This is a genomic window from Planomonospora parontospora, from assembly GCA_014647935.1.
GTDB classification, from domain to species: domain Bacteria; phylum Actinomycetota; class Actinomycetes; order Streptosporangiales; family Streptosporangiaceae; genus Planomonospora; species Planomonospora parontospora.
Map to the genome: position 1 here is coordinate 255,856 of BMQD01000004.1, position 18,699 is coordinate 274,554.

Consider the following 18,699-nt stretch of genomic DNA (forward strand, 5'->3'; position numbering starts at 1 on the left):
GCGTCCCCCCCTCCCCGGACCGGGCCCCGAGCGCGCCCGCCTCTCCCCGGGTGCGCGACGCCTGGGCGCGCTGGCGCGGGCCGCTGGGCGTCCTGGCGCTCCTGGCCGCGTTCGCCCTGGTGACCGCGCTGGTCACCCGGCCGGGCACCGGCGGCTACCTCAGCGCGGAGTCGACGACCCCGCGGGGCGCGCACGCCCTCGCCCAGCTCCTGCGCGACCAGGGCGTCGACGTGCGGCCCGCGGGCACAGTCCAGGAGGCCCGCGAGCTGACCGGCCCCGACTCGCTGCTGGTGGTGGCGCAGAGCCAGTTCCTCGCCGACGAGGCGCTCCTTCGCGACCTCGCCGCGCTGCCCGGCGACCGCCTGCTCGTCGAGCCGGTGACGCAGGCGCTGCAGGCGCTCGCCCCCGAGGTCGGCGCGGGTGCGCTGACGGACGTGGAGTCGCGGGCGCCCGGCTGCGACCTGCCCGCCGCGGTGCGGGCGGGCACCGCGGTGACCGGCGGCGTCTCCTACAACCCCCCGCCCGGGGCGCGCAGCTGCTACGGCGGCGCCCTGGTGAGCTTCTCCTCCGGAGGCCGGACCGTCACCGTGGTCGGCTCCGGCGAGTTCATGACCAACGAACGGCTGGCCGACGACGGCGACGCCGCCCTCGCGATGAACCTGGCCGGCACCAGGCCCGCCGTGACCTGGCTGGCCCCCTCGCTGCCCCAGGCCGGAGCGGCGGAGGGGAAGGCGTCCGTGCAGGACCTGATCCCGCCCGGCGTCACCTGGGCCGCCGTCCAGCTCCTGGTCGCGATCGGGCTGCTCGCGGTCTGGCGGGCCCGCCGGCTCGGCCCGGTCGTCACCGAGCGGCTGCCTGTCGTGGTGCGCGCGGCCGAGACCGTGGAGGGGCGGGGACGCCTCTACCGGTCCCGCGGGGCGCGCGACCGGGCGGCGGCGGCGCTGCGGGCCGCAGCCCTGGACCGCATCGTCCCCCGCCTCGGACTGACCGCCGACGCCACCCCCGCCGAGGTGGTGGCCGCCCTCGCCGTGCGGACCGGGCAGAATGCCCAGCAGGCGGGCGCCGTCCTGTACGGCGCGCCGCCCGCCGACGACGCCGGTCTCATGGCCCTGGCCCGGCACCTGGACATCCTGGAAAGGCAGGTATCGAACGCGTGAGCGAGCACAGCACCTCCGGGGAGGGGAACCCGTGACCACGCCCGACTCCCCGCGCCGGCCGTCCGACGAGCGGCCGGTCTGGCCTCCGGCGGACGCCGCGCCGCCGGCGGGCCCCCCGGCGGACGCCACCCAACCGATGGGCCCCCCGTCCGCGCCCCCTCCGGCCGGTCCCCCGGTGGCCGCGCCCCCGCCCGCCGGTCCCCCGGTGGCCGCGCCTCCGCCGGTGACGGACCCGCGACCGGTCGCCCCCGTGCCCGCCGAGAGCGAGGAGAGCCGGGCCGCCCGCGCCTCGCTGGGCGCGCTGCGCGCCGAGGTCGCCAAGGCCGTGGTCGGCCAGGACGCCGTGGTCTCCGGACTGGTGATCGCCCTGCTCTGCCGAGGCCACGTGCTGCTCGAAGGCGTCCCCGGCGTCGCCAAGACCCTGCTGGTGCGCACGATGGCCGCCGCGCTCTCCCTGGACTTCAAGCGCGTGCAGTTCACCCCGGACCTGATGCCGGGCGACGTGACGGGCTCGCTGGTCTACGACGCGAAGACCTCGGAGTTCGAGTTCCGCGAGGGGCCGGTCTTCACCAACCTGCTGCTCGCCGACGAGATCAACCGCACCCCGCCCAAGACCCAGGCCGCCCTGCTGGAGGCCATGGAGGAGCGGCAGGTGAGCGTCGAGGGCGAGGCCCGCAGGCTGCCCGACCCGTTCATCGTGGCCGCCACGCAGAACCCGATCGAGTACGAGGGCACCTACCAGCTGCCCGAGGCCCAGCTCGACCGGTTCCTGCTGAAGCTCACCGTCCCGCTCCCGGGCCGCGAGCAGGAGATCGCGGTGCTGGAGCGGCACGCCCTCGGGTTCGACCCCCGGGACCTGTCCCACGTCAAGTCCGTGACCTCGGCCGAGGACCTGGCCGTGGGCCGCGCGGCGGTCGCCCGGGTGCACGTCGGTCCGGAAGTGCTCGGCTACGCGGTGGACGTCGCCCGCGCCACCCGGCAGTCGCCGGCCCTGCGCATGGGCGTCTCCCCGCGCGGGGCGACCGCGCTGCTGGGCGCGGCGCGGGCGTGGGCGTGGCTCTCCGGCCGCGGCTACGTCACGCCGGACGACATCAAGGCCCTGGCCCTGCCCGCGCTCCGGCACCGGATCCAGCTGCGGCCCGAGGCCGAGCTCGAGGGCGCCACCCCCGACGGCGTGCTCGACGGCATCCTCGCCTCCGTCCCCGTACCGCGCTGATGGCGCTCACCGGACGCACGGGGCTGCTCGCCGCCCTCAGCGCGCTCGTGGTGCTGTTCGCCCCCCGGCCGGAGGCCGCCGCGGCCGGGCTGCTGCTGGTGCTGGCCGCACTCGTCGCGGTGGACCTGCTGCTCGCCGGGAGCGTCCGCCCGCTGCGGCTGGAGCGCTCGGGGGAGCACAGGGTACGGCTCGGCGACTCCGCCCGGGTGACGCTGACCGTGACCAATCCGGGCACCCGCCGGGTGCGCGGCCTCATCAGGGACGCCTGGGCGCCCAGCGCCGGCGCCCGGCCGAGGGAGCAGGCCCTGGACGTCCCGGCCGGGGAGCGCCGCCGGGTGGCCGTCACGCTGACGCCGCTGCGGCGGGGCGACCGCGACTCCGCCGTGGTCACCGTACGGTCGGTCGGCCCACTGGGCCTGGCCGCCAGGCAGGGATCGCACGCCGTACCGTGGACGGTGCGGGTGCTGCCGCCCTTCCTCAGCCGCCGCCACCTGCCCGCCAAGCTCTCCCGCCTGCGCGAGCTCGAAGGCCGCAACCCCGTCTCGATCCGCGGGCAGGGCACCGAGTTCGACTCCCTGCGGGAGTACGTCCCGGGCGACGACGTGCGTTCCATCGACTGGCGGGCGACCGCCAGGCGCAGCGACGTCGTGGTGCGGACCTGGCGCCCGGAGCGGGACCGGCGGGTGCTGATCGTGCTCGACACCAGCCGCACCTCCGCCGGGCGCGTCGGCGTCGACCCGGCCTCCGGCGACCCGTCCGGCTGGCCCCGGCTCGACTGGTCGATGGACGCCGCGCTGCTCCTCGCCGCGCTCGCGGCCCGGGCGGGCGACCGGGTGGACTTCCTCGCCCACGACCGGACCGTCCGCGCCTGGGTGCCCGGCGCGTCCCGCACCGAGCTGATGTCGGTCCTGGTGAACGCCATGGCGCCGCTGGAGGCGGAGCTGGTCGAGGCCGACTCCGAGGGCATGGTCGCGGCGATCCTGGCCCGGGCCCGGCACCGCTGCCTGGTCGTACTGCTCACCGACCTCAACCCGGCCGCGCTGGAGGAGGGGCTGCTCCCGGTCCTGCCCCAGCTGGCCGCCCGCCACCAGGTCCTGCTCGCCGCGGTCTCCGACCCGCGGGTCGCCGCCATGGCCCACGGCCGCGACACCCTGGAGCAGGTCTACGACGCCGCCGCGGCCGAGCACCTGCGGAACGGACGGCGGCGGATGACCGCGCGGCTCCGGCGGCACGGCGTCGAGGTCGTCGACGCCGCCCCCGAGCACCTCGCCCCCGCCCTCGCCGACGCCTACCTGGCCCTGAAGGCCGCAGGGCGGCTCTGAGCACCGGACGATCAGAAGAGACGAGACGTCCGGAGCGCCGGCGAGGCGGGTCAGCAGGTCCAGGGTGAGTACGGAGTCACCGCCTCCGACGATGGAGATCCGCGGTCGGGCCATCTCCACGCGACGGGTCACCTCGGCCGGGCCGAAGACCGTTCTCGTCAGCGGTCCGCTTCGTCCGCCTCACCGAACAGCTCGTACACGGTCTGGGCGGTCGCGGCGCGGGTCGCCCAGAACTCCAGCCGGGCGAGGTCGGCGCAGGCGGTGATCCGGGCGCGGACGTCGTCCGGTGCCTCCAGGCCGCGGGCGGCCAGCACCAGCAGCACCAACCGGGCCGCCTCCTCGGCTCTGCCTTCCGCCTTGCCTTCCGCCTTGCCCTCGGCCTTGCCCTCGGCCTTGCCCTTGGCCTCACCTTCTTCCAGGCCGCGGCCGTAGTGCTCACGGGCGAAGGGGCTGTAGACCGGCCAGGTGGGGGACGTCATGATCTCCTCCAGGAGGCGCCGCACCTCGGGTGCGGACATGCTGTATGCGTACTCATAGTACTTCGGAGCGTGATCGTCGGGCAGTTCCGCGAGCGCCGCGGCGAACGCCTCGACGACCTTGCGCTCGCGGCCGTGCACCATGACCGCCAGGGCCGCCAGCTCGGGCCGGGCTGCGGCCTGCTGCGGGTCGGTGACGACGGGGATGCTGTCCGGCCCCAGCACACAGGCCTGCAACCGGTAACCGGGCAGGCCGGAGTCGATCGGGCGGGCGTAGTAGTCGGCGGTCCTGGCGTCGGGGCAGACGACTATGACGGTGACCGCGCAGCGCAGCAGCAGCCAGAGCGCGGCGGCGTAGCGGGCGAGCTGCCGGGGGTCCTTGGACGTGTCCTGCTGGATCTCGACGATGATCGCGTGTGCGGGGGCGGTCGGCGGCCCCAGGACGACGACCAGGTCGGCCTCGATGTCGTCGGAGGGCCGGGTGTTGAAGGTGGTGTTCTCCAGCCGGACCAGCGGGGTGGCGGGCAGTTCCTGTCCCAGCAGGTCGCGCAGGATCTCCACGGCCAGTTGGGGGCGGTCGCGGAACAGGTTGATCAGAGAGTCATGTCGGGGAGATGGCACGTCGCTTATTGTGACATGTCAATCACGCAAGGCGATCGAATTTTTGATCGATTGTCGTTCGCGGAGCCGTACCACCGCAGTCTCCCGGCGATCGGGCGGCTTCTCGGCTCGGTTCCGGGGACCCGCCGTACCGGTCCTCCGTTACGTCAGCTCGCCGGGGCGACGTCCGGGGCGCGCTCGACGTCGCCGGTCTCGCCCTGCCGTACGGCGCGGCGACCGAAGTACACCACGTAGCCGAGGAAGGCCGCCTCGGCGAGCACGCCGATGCCGATCCGCGCCCAGGTGGGCAGCGGGGAGGGGGTGACCAGGGCCTCGATCAGGCCCGAGAGGAACAGCACGGCGACCAGGCCGAGTGCGACGCTCACGATCGCGCGGCCCTGCTCGGCGAGCGCCTGGCCGCGCGGGCGGTGGCCGGGGTCGACCGCGGTCCAGCCGAGTTTCAGGCCCGCCCCCGCCGCCAGGAAGACCGCGGTGAGCTCCAGCAGCCCGTGCGGGGTGATCAGCCCGAAGAAGACGTCGCTCTTGCCCGCCGCCGCCATCAGGCCGCCCGTGACGCCCACGTTCAGCGCGTTCTGCAGCAGGACGTAGAGGATCGGCAGGCCCAGCAGGATGGAGAAGGCGATGCACTGCGCCGCCACCCAGGCGTTGTTCACCCACACCTGGGCGGCGAAGGACCCGGCGGGGTTCGCGCTGTAGTAGTCGGCGAAGTCGTGCTCGACGAGCTGTCTGATCTCCTCGGGGGTGCCGACGGCCGCCTGCACCTCGGGGCTGCCGGCCACCCACGCCCCGAAGGCCACGGCGACCGCCGTCGAGGCGGCCGCGGCCCCCAGCCACCAGCGCCAGGCGCGGTAGGCGACGACGGGGAAGGAGACCGTCCAGAACCTGGCGAACTCCCGCCAGAGCGGGGCGTGCGCCCCGGTGACGGCCGAGCGCGCCCTGGCCACCAAGGAGGAGAGCCGCCCGACCAGCAGCGGGTCGCGCGAGGACGAGCGCACGATGGACAGGTGCGTCGAGACCCGCTCGTAGAGCTCGACCAGCTCGTCGACCTCCTCCCCGCGGAGGGACCTGCGCCGCCGCACCAGCTGGTCCAGGCGGTCCCAGGTCGGCCGGTGCACGGTGACGAAGGCATCGATGTCCACAGGAAAAGAGCCTATTCGCCCCGGCCGGGACACCGCCACGCGGCAGAACCGCACGGTACGGCGGGCGGTAGGGTCGGGGCATGTCCGATCTGGTGACCGGTGACGCCGTCGTCCTCGACGTCTCGACCGCGCAGCTGCCGATCCGGGCGGCCGCCTTCCTGATCGACCTGGCCGTGCAGGCCGCGGCGGTGGTCTCGGTCTTCCTGCTCGTCGCCAACACCGCCAGCGTCACCGACTCGGCGCTGCTGACGGCCTTCATGATCCTGTTCGTCGTGCTGGTGTTCGTGGGATACCCCGTGCTGGTGGAGACGCTGACCCGGGGGCGGAGTCTCGGCAAGCTCGCCCTCGGGCTGCGGGTGGTCGGCGACGACGGCGGGCCCGAGCTGTTCCGCCAGGCGCTCTTCCGGGCGCTGGCGGGTTTCGTCGAGCTCTACCTGCTCACCGGCGGCCCGGCCGTCATCTGCTCGCTCCTGTCCCCGAAGGGCAAGCGGCTCGGCGACGTCTTCGCCGGGACGATGGTGATTTCCGAGCGCGGCCCGCGGAGCCCGGCCGCGCCCCCGGAGATGCCGCCCCAGCTGGCCGGCTGGGCGGCGACGGTGGAGCTGTCCCAGCTCCCGGACGACCTGATCCACACCGCCCGGCAGTACCTCTCGCGCAGGGACGACCTCTCCCCCGCCGTCCAGCAGGAGATGGGCGCGCGGATCGCGGCCCGGACGGCGGCCTTCGTCTCCCCGCCCCCGCCGCACGGCGTGCCGCCGCACGTCTACGTCTCGGCGGTCCTGGCCGAACGGCGCCGCCGCCACCTGGAGCGGCTGACGCTGCGGGCGGAGGCCCGGCGGGCCGCGGCCGGGCAGGGGGTGCCGCGCTACGCCGCGGCGGTCTACGCGCCTGCACCGCTCCACACCGCCGCGCCGTACGCTCCGCCGGGTGCCGCGGTCCCCGCGCCCCACGCGCCGCCCGGTGCCGCCGCCGCCCCGCCGGTGCAGGCTCCCGCTCCCGCTCCGGCCTCCGCCGCCCGTCCCGGCTCCCCGTCCGGGTCCGGGGCTTCGGCCGGCGGTTTCGCCCTCCCCTCCTGACGGCCCCCGGACGCCCCGTCCCGGACCGCCCTCCGGCCTTCCGGGACGCGCCGAGGGGACGGCGGGGGTTCCGCGCCGCCCCCTCGGGGTCGTCGGGTCGTGGCGATGCCCGCGGTCAGTGGTGGCCGTGGCCCCGCTCGCGGTAGGACGCCTGGGTCTGGGCGTTCAGGATGTCGAATTTGACGCCCTGGGCCGACCTCGTGCGCGGGTCGTTGATCTTCAGGATGTCGAGTCCGAGGTTGAAGTCGCTGCCGTAGATGTAGCCGTTGTAGTAGTACGCCGACCAGTGGCCGCCGCTCAGCGCGGGGGCGGTGCTGTCGGGACCGCGCTCGAAGAAGGCGATCTCCTTCGGGCTGGCCGAGTCGGTGAAGTCCACGACCGAGATGCCGCCCTGGTACCAGGCCTGGACCATGATGTCCTTGCCCTTGACCGGGATCAGCGAGCCGTTGTGGGCGACGCAGTTCTCGGTGTCCGCCTGGTGGCGGGCGATCTTGAAGTAGCTCTTGAAGACGAGCTGCCCGCCGACGATGTCGAAGTAGGCGTTGGCTCCGCGGTTGGGGCCGATGGCCTCGTTGCAGGTGGCCTGGGTGCCGCCGCCGAGCTCGTCGGTGAAGACGACCTTGGTGCCCTCGTTGTTGAACGTCGCCGAGTGCCAGAAGGCGAAGTTCTCGTCGTCCCGGACGGTCGCGGTGACCTTGGGGCTGACCGGGTCGGAGATGTCCATCAGGATGCCCTCGCCCATGCAGGCGCCGGCGGCGATGTTCTTCTCCGGGTAGGCCGTGATGTCGTGGCAGCCGCTGGTGGCCGACGTGCGCTCGGGGTACGGCAGGCCGTCACCGGGGTTGCCGCCGTCGGGGAACAGGTTCGGCGTCGCGACGACGGCCGCCGCGGTGGGGTTGCGCAGCGGCACCTTGATGATCGAGATCAGGTCGTGCGGCGGCTGGCAGTCGGGGAAGGTCGCCGACGGGTTGTAGGAGGAGACGTAGACGTAGACGTTCCGCCGGTCGCGGCCCTTGCCCGGCACCAGGGTCAGGGTGTGCGAACCGCAGTTGGTCTCGACCGACTTGATGTACTTGGGGTTCTTCTTGTCACTGATGTCGAAGATGCGGACGCCCTCCCAGGAGTCCTTGTTCGACGCGGGCTGCGCGGTGCTCTGACAGGAGTCGTCGCTGCGGGAGGAGTCGACCGCGCCGAAGAGCAGGTTCCCGTAGACCGAGACGTCCATCTGGCCGCCGGGGCAGACGAGCGAGCTGACCGGGGTCGTCCTGTTGGGCCGGCGGATGTCGTAGATGGAGAAGCCGCTGTAGTTGCCGACGTAGGCGTAGTCGCCCTGGAAGGCCATGTCGGTGTGGATGTCCGTCAGTTCGGCGGGCCTGGGCACGTTGCGGACGTGCTCGATGTTGGCGCTCTTGACGATCTCGCCGGGAGCCGGGATGTCCGCCGCCTGGGCGGGAACGGTGGACAGCGCCGTCAGCGCCGCGACACCGGCTGCGATCAGGAGGCGCCTGGTGAGGCGTCTTCCGTGCGGGGTGAACACTCGCGAACCTCCTTGTCATGCGCTCCGTAGGAGGCGCATAAATGACTGAATCGTTCATCCCGAACAACCAGCCCGACAAGGTGTCATAGTGTCAGTAGATACTTCCGACCTGATCCCTTTACTCCGTAGATAGGGCGGTATTAGTGTTTTCCGGCACGAGTCCCTCCCCGAAAGGAGAACGGGTGCGCGCCGCCCTCCTCTTCCTGGCCGCCGCCCTCTCCCTCACCGCCTGCAGTGCCGGGTCCGAGCCGCCCCCGCGGGCCTCCGGACCGACCGTGCCGATCATCGTGCCGGGCAGGCCCGGAGAGGACGCCAGGACCGTCGGCCCGGCCGAGGCCGCCACCCTCGTGCCGACGCCCACCGCCAACGCGGCGGACGTGAAGTACGTCCAGGACATGATCGTCCATCACCGGCAGGCCCTCGACATGGCGGACCTGGCCCCCGCCCGCGCCCGGTCCGTCCCGCTGAAGGGCCTGGCCTCGCGCATCGCGGACTCCCAGGGACCGGAGATCCAGTTCATGACCTCCTGGCTCCAGCAGCAGGGCCAGCGGGTCCCGGACCACCACACCGGTCACGACGGCATGCCGGGGATGGCGGCCCCGGAGCAGCTGGAGGCGCTGAGGGCCGCCTCCGGCCAGGACTTCGACCGGCTCTTCCTCGACCTCATGATCGCCCACCACCGCGGCGCGATCACGATGTCCGAGCAGGTCCTGGGCGCCGGGTCGCACATCAAGATCGAGGAACTCGCCAACGAGGTGTCCGTGACCCAGGGCGCGGAGATCCGCCGCATGCTGGAGATGCGGGCCGCGGCGGGCTGACCGCCGCCCGTCGTCCGCCTGCCGGACCGCCGGCCGACGGCACGACCGCCCGCGGAACGGCACGCCCGCCCGGCGAGCTCGCAGGCCGCCTCACGAGCCGGCCCGAGCCGGCCGCGGCGTCTACGAGCCGGCCCGCCAGGAGCGGAGGTAGCGCTCCTGGTCGGCGGTGAGCTCGTCCACCTCGATGCCCGCCGCGGCCAGCTTGAGCCGCGCCACCTCCGCGTCGACCTCCTCGGGCACGTCGTAGACGCCGGGTGCCAGCAGCTCGTGCTCCCGGACCAGCCACGCGACCGCGAGCGCCTGCGCGGAGAAGGACATGTCCATGACCGCGGCCGGATGCCCCTCCGCGGCGGTCAGGTTGACCAGGCGCCCCTCGGCGAGCAGCAGCAGGCGGCGGCCGTCGGCCAGGACGTACTCGTCGGTGCTGGCCCGCACCCCCCGGTGCACGGCCTGCGCCAGGTCGTCCAGGGCGCGCACGTCGATCTCGACGTCGAAGTGGCCCGCGTTGGCCAGGATCGCGCCGTCCTTCATCACGGCCAGGTGCTCGCCCCTGATCACGTCGCGGTTCCCGGTGACCGTGACGAACACGTCCCCGGCCTGCGCCGCCGCGGCCATCGGCCGCACGTCGTAACCCTGCAACGAGGCGTCCAGCGCCTTGACCGGGTCGATCTCGGTGACCACCACCCGGGCGCCGAGGCCCCGGGCCCGCTCGGCCACGCCCCGGCCGCAGTAGCCGAATCCGGCGACCACCACGGTCTTGCCCGCCAGCAGCGTGTTGGTGGCGCGCATGATGCCGTCGAGCGTGGACTGGCCGGTGCCGTACCGGTTGTCGAACATCCGCTTGGTCCGGGTGTCGTTGACCGCGACCACGGGGAAGCGCAGGGCCTCCTCCGCGGCCATCTGCCGTAGGCGGATGATGCCGGTCGTGGTCTCCTCGCAGCCGCCGCGGACCCCGCCGAGCAGTTCGGTCCGCTCGGTGTGCAGGATGTTCACCAGGTCGCAGCCGTCGTCGAGGACGAGATCGGGGGCGATGTCGAGCGCCTGGTGGATGTGCCGGTAGTAGGCGTCCCGGTCGGCCCCGGCCCTCGCGTGGACCGCGATCCCGTAGTCGCCGAGCGCCTGCGCGACGTCGTCCTGGGTGGAGAGCGGGTTGGAGGCGGCCAGCGCGATCTCGGCGCCGCCGGCCCGCAGGGCGCCCATGAGCACCGCGGTCTCGGCGGTGACGTGCAGGCACGCGGCGATCCGCCAGCCCTCCAGCGGGCGCTCCGCGGCGAACCTCTCGCCCAGCGCCGTGAGCACCGGCATCGCCCGCGCCGCCCAGCCGATCCGCCGCTCCCCGGCCTCCGCCAGCGCCCTGTCCACGTCTTCTCCCCCTGATCGCCCGAGGGCCCCCGCAGGACTGCGGGGGCCCGGGTGGAGCCGTCCTCGGCGCCCCGGCCCGCGACGGGCCCGGGTCGGGGTCTCTCAGTAGCGGTAGTGGTCGGGCTTGTAGGGGCCCTCCACCGGCACGCCGATGTAGTCGGCCTGGGCCTTGGTCAGCTCGGTGAGCTTCACGCCCAGGGCGTCGAGGTGGAGGCGGGCGACCTTCTCGTCGAGGTGCTTGGGCAGCACGTAGACGCCGACCGGGTACTCCTCGGTCTTGGTGAAGAGCTCGATCTGCGCGATCACCTGGTTGGTGAACGAGTTGGACATGACGAACGAGGGGTGGCCGGTGGCGCAGCCCAGGTTCATCAGGCGGCCCTCGGCGAGCACGATGATCGAGTGGCCGTCCGGGAAGGTCCAGGTGTGGACCTGCGGCTTGACCTCCTCCTTCACGATGCCGTCGATCTTCGCCAGGCCGGCCATGTCGATCTCGTTGTCGAAGTGGCCGATGTTGGACACGATGGCGTTGTGCTTCATCCGCGACATGTGGCCGGCGGTGATGATGTCGAAGTTGCCGGTCGTGGTGACGAAGATGTCGGCGATCTCGACGACGTCCTCCAGGGTGGTGACCTGGAAGCCGTCCATGGCCGCCTGGAGCGCGCAGATCGGGTCGATCTCGGTGACGATCACCCGGGCGCCCTGGCCGCGCAGCGCGTCGGCGCAGCCCTTGCCGACGTCGCCGTAGCCGCACACGACCGCGACCTTGCCGCCGATCAGCACGTCGGTGGCGCGGTTGAGGCCGTCGATGACGGAGTGGCGGCAGCCGTACTTGTTGTCGAACTTCGACTTGGTCACCGAGTCGTTGACGTTGATCGCCGGGAAGAGCAGCGTGCCGGCCTTGAACATCTCGTACAGGCGGTGGACGCCGGTGGTGGTCTCCTCGGTGACGCCCTTGATCTGCGAGGCGATCTGCGTCCACTTCTTGTCGTCGGAGACGGTGCGGCGGAGCAGGTCGAGGATGACCTTCCACTCCTCCGGGTCGTCCTCGGCGGCGCTGGGGACGGCCCCGGCCTTCTCGTACTCGGCGCCCTTGTGGACGAGCAGCGTGGCGTCGCCGCCGTCGTCGAGGATCATGTTGGGGCCGTCACCGCCGGGCCACAGCAGGGCCTGCTCGGTGCACCACCAGTACTCCTCCAGGGTCTCGCCCTTCCAGGCGAAGACCGGCACGCCCTTGGGCTCCTCGACGGTGCCCTCCGGGCCCACGACGACGGCCGCCGCGGCGTGGTCCTGGGTGGAGAAGATGTTGCAGCTGACCCAGCGGACCTCGGCCCCGAGCGCGACCAGCGTCTCGATGAGCACGGCGGTCTGGATGGTCATGTGCAGCGAGCCCATGATCTTCGCGCCGGCCAGCGGCTGCGCGGCGGCGTACTCCTTGCGGACTGCCATCAGACCGGGCATCTCGTGCTCGGCGAGCCGGATCTCCCTGCGCCCGAAGGCGGCCAGGGAAAGGTCGGCGACCTTGAAGTCCATGTGCTGTTACCCCTCTACCGGATGGTCGACGAGTGCGAGTCTAAACGCGCGCGGTTACCAGACGCACACCTGAAGCGGGGAAACTGACATAAGATTGTCAGAATGCGAATCACGGAGGCCGCCCGGCGGCTGGGCATGTCCCCCCGGATGCTCCGCTACCGCGAGGCGCTGGGCCTGCTCCCCCCGGTCCGGGGCCGGGGTGCGCACCGGCGCTTCGGCCCCGAGGAACTCGCGGCCGTCGCGCAGGGCGTGGAGCTGGAGAAGCGGTTCGACATCTCCCCGAGCGAGCTGGCCTTCGCCCTGCGGGTGCTGAGCGAGCCGGCGGTGGCGCAGGCCGTACGGGACCTGGGGCTGCGGATCGGTCGGCTGCAGGCCCCCCGGCGGGCCCTGGACTTCGAGAAGGAGAAGGCCCTGCGCCTGCTCCAGGGCCGCCCGTAGGGCCGGGGCACTCGGGGCCGCCCTGCGGGGCCGGGCGCGCTCCGGGACCGCCCCGGGGAGCCGTTCTCCGGCGGACGGCGGACGCGTTCCAAGGCCGTCTCCGGAGAACGCCGAACGCCGTACCGCCCGCCGCGGAGGACTCCGGCGGCTGGCGGTACGGCGTTCGCAGACCCCGACGGGTCCCGGGCGAGAGGGCGGGCGGAGGGGCCGCGGCCGTGTCCGACCGGCGGAGGTCAGGCGGAGGGGCCTGCCACGGCGTCCGCCCGGTAGAGGTCGGGCTCCAGGTAGATGACGCGGGCCTCCGGGACGGCGGCGCGCACCCGCTTCTCGGCCTCGTCGATGCCCTTGGCGATCTCCGAGGCCGTGTCGTCGTTCTCCACCGCGATCTTGGCGGCGACCAGGATCTCCTCCGGGCCCAGGTGCAGGGTGCGCATGTGGATGACCCGGCTCACCTCGGGAGTGCTCTCCAGGGCCGCGCTGATCCGGTTCTCGACCTCGGGGCCGGCGCCCTCGCCGATCAGCAGCGACTTGGTCTCGACCGCCAGGATGACTGCGATGACCGCGAGCAGGGCGCCGATCATCAGGGTGCCGATGGCGTCCCAGATCGGGTCGCCGGTCACCACGGCCATCGTCACGCCGAAGAGCGCGAAGATCAGGCCGAGCAGCGCGCCGAGGTCCTCCAGCACGATGACCGGCAGCTCGGGAGACTTCGACCGGCGGATGAACGCCCACCAGGACTGGTCGCCGCGGACCAGGTTCGACTCCTTGATCGCGGTGCGGAAGGAGAACGCCTCGGCGATGATCGCGAAGATCAGCACGCCGAACGCCCACTGCGGGGACTCCAGGCGCTCGTGCGCGCCGAGCTTGTGGATGCCCTCGTAGATGGAGAAGAGCGCGCCGATGGTGAACAGCACGACCGCCACCACGAAGGCGTAGAAGTAGCGCTCCCGGCCGTAGCCGAAGGGGTGCTCCGGAGTGCGCGCCCGGGCCGCCCGCTTGCCGCCGAGCAGCAGCAGCGCCTGGTTGCCCGAGTCGGCCACGGAGTGGATGCCCTCCGCGAGCATGGCCGACGAGCCGGTGAAGACGAACGCGACGAACTTGGCCGCCGCGATCGAGAGGTTGGCGGCCAACGCCGCGATGATCGCCTTTGTACCGCCGCCCGCGCTCACGGCAGCCTCCACTCATATATCAGGAAAAACCGGGACACGATCCTATTGGGAAATTCTCGTCTTGAGTTCCGTGATCGCCGACACCGGGGTCGGGTCGATGCCGTACCCCAGAGCGAGGTAGGTACTCGCGTAGTCCCCCAGCCCGATCAGGGAGGCCAGCCGCTCCAGCGGATGCGTCCCCTCGGCGGCGATCTCGGTGACCGGCACGTTCCGGTCGTGCGCCAGCCGTACGGACGCCTCGCGCCGCTTGGCCACCTGCGGGTGCTCGTCCGCGTCGCGCAGCACGAACAGCCGGAGCGACCTCCCGGCCTCGTCGGCGAAGATGTCCCGCTCGGCCAGCGGCCCGTCGAAGGTCACCACCTGGTTGTGGCCGGTCTCCGGGATCTCGCCCCAGATCGCCGGGTACTTGCCGTTCTCGTTGAGCTGGCAGGCCCACCGGTGGGCCGCGACCGCGGCCAGCGGCGACGACCCCCAGACCATCGGGATCGTCTCGGCCAGCTCCATCGCCAGCGACTTGCCCGGGTTGATGAACGACTCGCTCGCCGGGCGGCAGCGGTTCGCGATCTCCTCCAGCCGCCCCGCCGCCGTCTCGAACGTCTCCTCGTCCACCCGGAGCAGGCCGAGTTCGGCGGCGGCGGCGAGCAGCGGGACCGAGAGCGCCCAGAGCCCGGCGCGCGGCTGCCCCCCGGAGGCGACGGGCACGAACGGCGCCCCCGCCTGCCGGGCGATCGCCTCCAGCGCGGAGCCGGGGCCGCCCACCGCGAGCAGGCGGCACCCGCGGCGCACGGCCTCGGTCGCCGCCGCGAGCGTCTCCTCGCTGGATCCCGAGCACGACACCGCGATGACCAGGTCGGTCGCGCCGACCCAGCCGGGCAGCCGGTAGGAGCGCACGGTCACGATCGGCAGCGGCGCCCCGTGCCCGCACACCGCGGCCAGGACGTCTCCCGCGATGCCCGAGCCGCCCATCCCCGCGACCACGACGGCCCGGGGGCGGCCGTCGCGGGCCAGCGACGACACGCCCGCCTCACGGGCCGCCCGGTAGGAGGTCCGTATCTGGGCCGCGGAGGAGGCCACCGCCCGCAGCATGCCGGAGGAGTCGCCCTCCTCCAGCCACCGGGGGTCGTCGAGACGGCCGGCCTCCCAGCTCACGGCTTGCGCGCCTCGTCCACCAGCAGCACGGGGATGTCGTCACGGACCGGGTAGACCAGCCCGCACTGCGCGGAGGTGCAGGACAGCTCGTCCGCCTCCGGCTCGGCGCGCAGGGGGGACTTGCAGTTCGGACAGGCCAGGATCTCCAGCAGCCAGTCGTCGATCTTCACGCGTTCAGCTCCTCACGACAGCCAGGACCTCGTCCCTGATCGCTGCCATCTGAATCTCGTCGGCCGCCTCGGCGTTCAGCCGGAGCAGCGGCTCGGTGTTGGACGGACGAAGATTGAACCACCATCCGGGGCCGGACACGGTCAGGCCGTCCAGCTCGTCGAAGGTGACACCGTCGCGGCCGGTGAAGGCCGCGCGGACGCGGCCGGTCGCGGCGGCCTGGTCGGCGACGGTGCTGTTGATCTCCCCGGAGGCGGCGTAGCGGGAGTAGGCCGCCAGGACCTCCGAGAGGGGCCGGTCCTGCTCGCCCAGCGCGGCCAGCACGTGCAGCGCGGCCAACATGCCGGAGTCGGCGAACCAGAAGTCCCTGAAGTAGTAGTGGGCGGAGTGCTCCCCGCCGAAGACCGCGCCGGTCCTGGCCATCTCGGCCTTGATGAAGGAGTGGCCCACCCGGGTGCGGACCGGCTCGCCGCCGTGCTCCGCGACGATCTCGGGCACGCCCCGCGAGGTGATCAGGTTGTGGATGACCACGGAACCGGGGTGCTTGGCCAGCTCGCGGGCGGCGACCAGCGCGGTGACCGTGGACGGCGAGACCGACTCGCCGCGCTCGTCGACCACCCAGCAGCGGTCCGCGTCGCCGTCGAAGGCCAGGCCGATGTCCGCGCCGGTCTCCAGCACCGCCTTCTGCAGGTCGCGGAGGTTCTCCGGCTCGATCGGGTTGGCCTCGTGGTTGGGGAAGGAGCCGTCCAGCTCGAAGTAGAGCGGGACCAGCTCGATCGGCGCCCCGGCCCGGTGGCCCAGCACCTCGGGGACCGTGTGACCGGCCATGCCGTTGCCCGCGTCGACGACCACCTTCAGCGGGCGGACGCCGGACAGGCCGACCAGCGTCAGCAGGTGGTCGGCGTAACCCGCCAGCAGGTCGGCCCGGGTGACCCGCCCCGAGCCGCCGCCGCCGGGACCGCCGGCCGCCAGGATCTTCGCGGCCCGGTCGCGGATCTCGGTCAGGCCGGTGTCGCGGCCGATCGGCACCGCGCCCGCGCGGCACATCTTCATGCCGTTGTAGCGGGCCGGGTTGTGGCTGGCGGTGAACATGACGCCGGGCAGCTCCAGGTGGCCGCTCGCGTAGTAGAGCAGGTCGGTGGAGCCGAGGCCCGCGTGCACCACGTCGGCGCCCCGCGAGACCGCTCCCCGCGCGAAGGCCGCGGCCAGCGGCTCGGACGAGGTGCGCATGTCGTGGGCGACCACGAGACAGTCGGCCCCGGTCACCTCCACGAAGGCCGCGCCGACCGCCTCCGCGGTCTCCTCGTCGAACTCGTCCGGCACGACACCGCGAACGTCGTACGCCTTGAAGATCCTGGCGAGATCGCCCACTCCAGCTCCGCCCCCCTTGTGATGTCTGCTGGTCCCCAGCCTAGGGGGTGACCGGCGTCCGGGTCAGCGATCGCGCTGGGGCTGCGCCGAGCGGAGCACCCGCAGGTGCCCGCGCCGCCCGACCTCGACCCCCTGGCCCACCGGCTCGGTGCCGCTCCCCGGCGCGGGGCGGGCCGCCTCGCGCACGGCGTTGGCGAGGGCCTCCAGGTCGTCCGTACTGGGCGGGGCGCCGTCGGTGGGCAGGCGGACGACCTCCCAGCCGCGTGGCGCGGTCAGGCGCTCGGCGTGCTCGGCGCACAGGTCGTAACAGTGCGGCTCGGCGTACGTAGCCAAGGGCCCGAGGACTGCGGTCGAATCGGCGTAGACGTACGTGAGCGTGAAAACGGCAGGCTGACTGCACGCGGTGCGGGAACAGCGGCGGACGGGGCTCACGGTGGGACCGTATCCGGTAAGCGTCCGGGGCGCCACTATCTGGACGCTCTTAACGAGCGTGTCGCCACAATTCGGACACGTGTCGCGGCTTTTGCCCAGGTGTTCGGCTTCCGCACTCCGCGCTCCCCGCGGTCGCCGGAACCATGCGTCCCGGCCGTCTCCCGGGCGTGCGTCCCGGGGCCGTCCCCGCCCGGGGCGCATCGGTCGCCTCCACCCCTCGCGGGCCCTTCCCCGGCGCGTCTAAGCTTTACAGGTGAGTTCGGCACCCGGAAGACCCCGCCCGCCGCGCAGGCGCGACCGGCACGGCCGCGGCATGCGCGGCCCGCTGGCCCCCTCGCACGTGCCGATCGCCAAGTCCCGCAGCGAGCGCTTCGACGACCTCGTCCTGGACGCCGTGGACCGGCTCAAGCCCCGGTGGGGCAAGCAACTGGCCGTCATGGAGTTCGCCGTCGAGGAGGTGCCGCCCGCCGACGACCTGGGCGACGGCCCCGGATCGCTCACCGGCGAGCCGATCCCGTTCGGCCGGGCCGAGCCCGCCGCGGCGGACCGCCCCGCCGTGGTGATCGTCTACCGGCGGCCCCTGGAGGCCAGGGCCAACGACCGCGACCAGCTCGGCGCGATGGTCCACGACACCGTGGTGGAGCAGGTCGCCGGGCTCCTCGGGCTCTCCCCCGAGTCCGTCGACCCGGGCTACGACGAGCGCGGCTAGGTCGTGCCCGCCGTCGGCGGCGCCGCTCCCGGCCGGTGTCCACCGGCCCGGGCGGCCCCGGTCGCGCGTCAGGTGAGCTGGTTGATGCGGATGAGGTTGCCCGCCGGATCGCGGAAGGCGCAGTCGCGGATCCCGTAGTCCTGGTCGATCGGTTCCTGGACCACGTCGGCGCCGGCGGCCTCCAGACGCTGGAAGAGGCCGTCGAGGTCGTCGGTGGCCAGGGTGATCGCGGCGTAGGTGCCCTTGGCGATCAGTTCCAGGACGGTGCGGCGCTCCTCCTCGGTGACGCCGGGGTCGGCGGCCGGCGGGTGCAGCACGATGGAGGTCCCGGGCTGCCCGGCCGGCCCGACGGTGATCCAGCGCATGTCCTCGTAACCGACGTCCTTGCGGACCTCGAAGCCGAGGACGTCGCGGTAGAAGCCCAGGGCGGCCTCGGGGTCGGTGTGCGGGAGGAAGGCGTAGTGGATGGTGATGTCCATGCCCCTCACGCTAGGCGCGGCTACGGAGGGGACGCTTCTCGATTCCTGACCGGTCTGGTCACCTGCTTGGCCAGGCACGGCGGGATGCCCGCCGCCGCCTGCGAGTGGTCCTGGCGGTAGACGCTCGGCGGCACGCCGACCAGCTCGGTGAACCTCGTGCTGAACGTCCCCAGCGAGGACGAGCCCACCGCGAAGCAGACCTCGGTGACGCTGAGGTCCCCCCGGCGCAGCAGCGTCATCGCCCGTTCGATCCGCCGGGTCATCAGGTACGAGTACGGCGACTCGCCGTAGATGCGGCGGAACTCCCGGCTCAGGTGCCCGGCCGACATGTGCGCCCCGCGGGCCAGCGCCTCGACGTTCAGCGGCTCGGCGTACTCGCGGTCGATCCGGTCGCGGACGCGGCGGATGGCGGCGATGTCGCGCAGCCGCTGCTCGTGCGCGCGCCTGTCGGACATGGATGCCATCCTCCCACGCCTCACCCCGGGCGCACCGGCCGGGGAGACGGCCGCCCCCTCGTCGGGCAGGCCGTG

Annotated in this window: 19 protein-coding genes; 7 read left to right on the forward strand and 12 right to left on the reverse strand. The window is 73.1% G+C overall.

Annotation, left to right across the window (positions count from 1 at the left end):
• Nucleotides 1-50: 50 nt before the first annotated feature.
• From IEZ07_RS08665 to IEZ07_RS08675, 3 genes are all read left to right on the forward strand, one after another.
• The gene (locus IEZ07_RS08665) at nt 51-1,157 is read left to right on the forward strand and encodes a DUF4350 domain-containing protein (RefSeq protein WP_301549312.1); all 1,107 of its coding nucleotides are present in this window, start codon (nt 51-53) and stop codon (nt 1,155-1,157) included.
• 223 nt (nt 1,158-1,380) lie between these two features.
• Nucleotides 1,381-2,373, forward strand: coding sequence for an AAA family ATPase (locus IEZ07_RS08670; protein WP_275413792.1), 993 nt, complete (start codon nt 1,381-1,383; stop codon nt 2,371-2,373).
• Nucleotides 2,373-3,695, forward strand: coding sequence for a DUF58 domain-containing protein (locus IEZ07_RS08675; protein WP_191894262.1), 1,323 nt, complete (start codon nt 2,373-2,375; stop codon nt 3,693-3,695). The genes IEZ07_RS08670 and IEZ07_RS08675 overlap by 1 nt, the downstream gene beginning before the upstream one ends.
• A gap of 158 nt (nt 3,696-3,853) precedes the next feature.
• On the opposite strand, the gene IEZ07_RS08680 is transcribed toward IEZ07_RS08675, so the two are convergent.
• Together IEZ07_RS08680 and IEZ07_RS08685 are read right to left on the reverse strand one after the other, a co-directional pair.
• Nucleotides 3,854-4,792 (reverse strand): RpnC/YadD family protein, encoded by a 939-nt coding sequence (locus tag IEZ07_RS08680; protein ID WP_239319712.1) that lies wholly within the window; start codon nt 4,790-4,792, stop codon nt 3,854-3,856.
• 146 nt (nt 4,793-4,938) lie between these two features.
• Entirely contained in the window at nt 4,939-5,931 is a 993-nt protein-coding gene (locus IEZ07_RS08685; protein ID WP_191894263.1) for a stage II sporulation protein M, read from the reverse strand.
• Nucleotides 5,932-6,011: 80 nt separating this feature from the next.
• Between IEZ07_RS08685 and IEZ07_RS08690 the strand changes: the two genes are divergently transcribed.
• The gene (locus IEZ07_RS08690) at nt 6,012-7,007 is read left to right on the forward strand and encodes an RDD family protein (RefSeq protein WP_191894264.1); all 996 of its coding nucleotides are present in this window, start codon (nt 6,012-6,014) and stop codon (nt 7,005-7,007) included.
• 115 nt (nt 7,008-7,122) lie between these two features.
• Here the strand turns inward: IEZ07_RS08690 and IEZ07_RS08695 are convergent, their stop codons facing one another.
• A complete protein-coding gene (locus IEZ07_RS08695; RefSeq protein WP_191894265.1) occupies nt 7,123-8,544 on the reverse strand; it encodes an LVIVD repeat-containing protein in 1,422 nt (473 codons plus the stop codon).
• 182 nt (nt 8,545-8,726) lie between these two features.
• Here IEZ07_RS08695 and IEZ07_RS08700 point away from each other — a divergent pair, with 182 nt between their 5' ends.
• A complete protein-coding gene (locus IEZ07_RS08700; RefSeq protein ID WP_191894266.1) occupies nt 8,727-9,362 on the forward strand; it encodes a DUF305 domain-containing protein in 636 nt (211 codons plus the stop codon).
• Nucleotides 9,363-9,482: 120 nt separating this feature from the next.
• Here the strand turns inward: IEZ07_RS08700 and IEZ07_RS08705 are convergent, their stop codons facing one another.
• Both IEZ07_RS08705 and ahcY read right to left on the reverse strand, forming a co-directional pair.
• On the reverse strand, nt 9,483-10,724 hold the full coding sequence (locus tag IEZ07_RS08705) for an adenosylhomocysteinase (protein WP_068894564.1): 1,242 nt from the start codon (nt 10,722-10,724) through the stop codon (nt 9,483-9,485).
• Between the two features lie 102 nt (nt 10,725-10,826).
• Entirely contained in the window at nt 10,827-12,254 is a 1,428-nt protein-coding gene (gene ahcY, locus IEZ07_RS08710) for an adenosylhomocysteinase (protein ID WP_191894267.1), read from the reverse strand.
• A gap of 102 nt (nt 12,255-12,356) precedes the next feature.
• On the opposite strand from ahcY, the gene IEZ07_RS08715 reads away from it, so the two are divergent.
• A complete protein-coding gene (locus IEZ07_RS08715) occupies nt 12,357-12,692 on the forward strand; it encodes a MerR family DNA-binding transcriptional regulator (protein ID WP_191894268.1) in 336 nt (111 codons plus the stop codon).
• 233 nt (nt 12,693-12,925) lie between these two features.
• Here IEZ07_RS08715 and IEZ07_RS08720 read toward each other — a convergent pair whose 3' ends face one another.
• The 5 genes from IEZ07_RS08720 to IEZ07_RS08740 all read right to left on the reverse strand — a co-directional run bounded on the left by IEZ07_RS08720 (nt 12,926) and on the right by IEZ07_RS08740 (nt 16,981).
• Nucleotides 12,926-13,861 (reverse strand): cation diffusion facilitator family transporter, encoded by a 936-nt coding sequence (locus IEZ07_RS08720; RefSeq protein WP_191894269.1) that lies wholly within the window; start codon nt 13,859-13,861, stop codon nt 12,926-12,928.
• A gap of 42 nt (nt 13,862-13,903) precedes the next feature.
• The gene (locus IEZ07_RS08725) at nt 13,904-15,010 is read right to left on the reverse strand and encodes an SIS domain-containing protein (RefSeq protein ID WP_191894270.1); all 1,107 of its coding nucleotides are present in this window, start codon (nt 15,008-15,010) and stop codon (nt 13,904-13,906) included.
• Nucleotides 15,007-15,180, reverse strand: a complete 174-nt coding sequence (locus tag IEZ07_RS08730; RefSeq protein WP_084008000.1) for a Trm112 family protein — start codon at nt 15,178-15,180, stop codon at nt 15,007-15,009. The genes IEZ07_RS08725 and IEZ07_RS08730 overlap by 4 nt, the downstream gene beginning before the upstream one ends.
• A 4-nt stretch (nt 15,181-15,184) precedes the next feature.
• Complete coding sequence (locus IEZ07_RS08735; RefSeq protein ID WP_191894271.1) at nt 15,185-16,549, reverse strand: phosphomannomutase/phosphoglucomutase; 1,365 nt, start codon at nt 16,547-16,549, stop codon at nt 15,185-15,187.
• A gap of 63 nt (nt 16,550-16,612) precedes the next feature.
• On the reverse strand, nt 16,613-16,981 hold the full coding sequence (locus tag IEZ07_RS08740) for a DUF3499 domain-containing protein (protein WP_068894558.1): 369 nt from the start codon (nt 16,979-16,981) through the stop codon (nt 16,613-16,615).
• A gap of 253 nt (nt 16,982-17,234) precedes the next feature.
• On the opposite strand from IEZ07_RS08740, the gene IEZ07_RS08745 reads away from it, so the two are divergent.
• A complete protein-coding gene (locus IEZ07_RS08745; protein WP_084007999.1) occupies nt 17,235-17,690 on the forward strand; it encodes a metallopeptidase family protein in 456 nt (151 codons plus the stop codon).
• A gap of 68 nt (nt 17,691-17,758) precedes the next feature.
• Here IEZ07_RS08745 and IEZ07_RS08750 read toward each other — a convergent pair whose 3' ends face one another.
• Together IEZ07_RS08750 and IEZ07_RS08755 are read right to left on the reverse strand one after the other, a co-directional pair.
• Nucleotides 17,759-18,169, reverse strand: coding sequence for a VOC family protein (locus IEZ07_RS08750; RefSeq protein WP_191894272.1), 411 nt, complete (start codon nt 18,167-18,169; stop codon nt 17,759-17,761).
• A 20-nt stretch (nt 18,170-18,189) separates the two neighbouring features.
• Nucleotides 18,190-18,624: a helix-turn-helix transcriptional regulator gene (locus IEZ07_RS08755; protein ID WP_191894273.1), complete on the reverse strand. Its 435-nt coding sequence runs from the start codon at nt 18,622-18,624 to the stop codon at nt 18,190-18,192.
• Nucleotides 18,625-18,699 lie beyond the last annotated feature (75 nt).

Coding starts and splice junctions, on each gene's coding strand:
- IEZ07_RS08675 (WP_191894262.1), top strand. CDS start 2,373: ATGGCGCTCACCGGACGCACGGGGCTGCTCGCCGCCCTCAGCGCGCTC.
- IEZ07_RS08690 (WP_191894264.1), top strand. CDS start 6,012: ATGTCCGATCTGGTGACCGGTGACGCCGTCGTCCTCGACGTCTCGACC.
- ahcY (WP_191894267.1), bottom strand. CDS start 12,254: ATGGACTTCAAGGTCGCCGACCTTTCCCTGGCCGCCTTCGGGCGCAGG.
- IEZ07_RS08715 (WP_191894268.1), top strand. CDS start 12,357: ATGCGAATCACGGAGGCCGCCCGGCGGCTGGGCATGTCCCCCCGGATG.
- IEZ07_RS08750 (WP_191894272.1), bottom strand. CDS start 18,169: ATGGACATCACCATCCACTACGCCTTCCTCCCGCACACCGACCCCGAG.
- IEZ07_RS08755 (WP_191894273.1), bottom strand. CDS start 18,624: ATGTCCGACAGGCGCGCGCACGAGCAGCGGCTGCGCGACATCGCCGCC.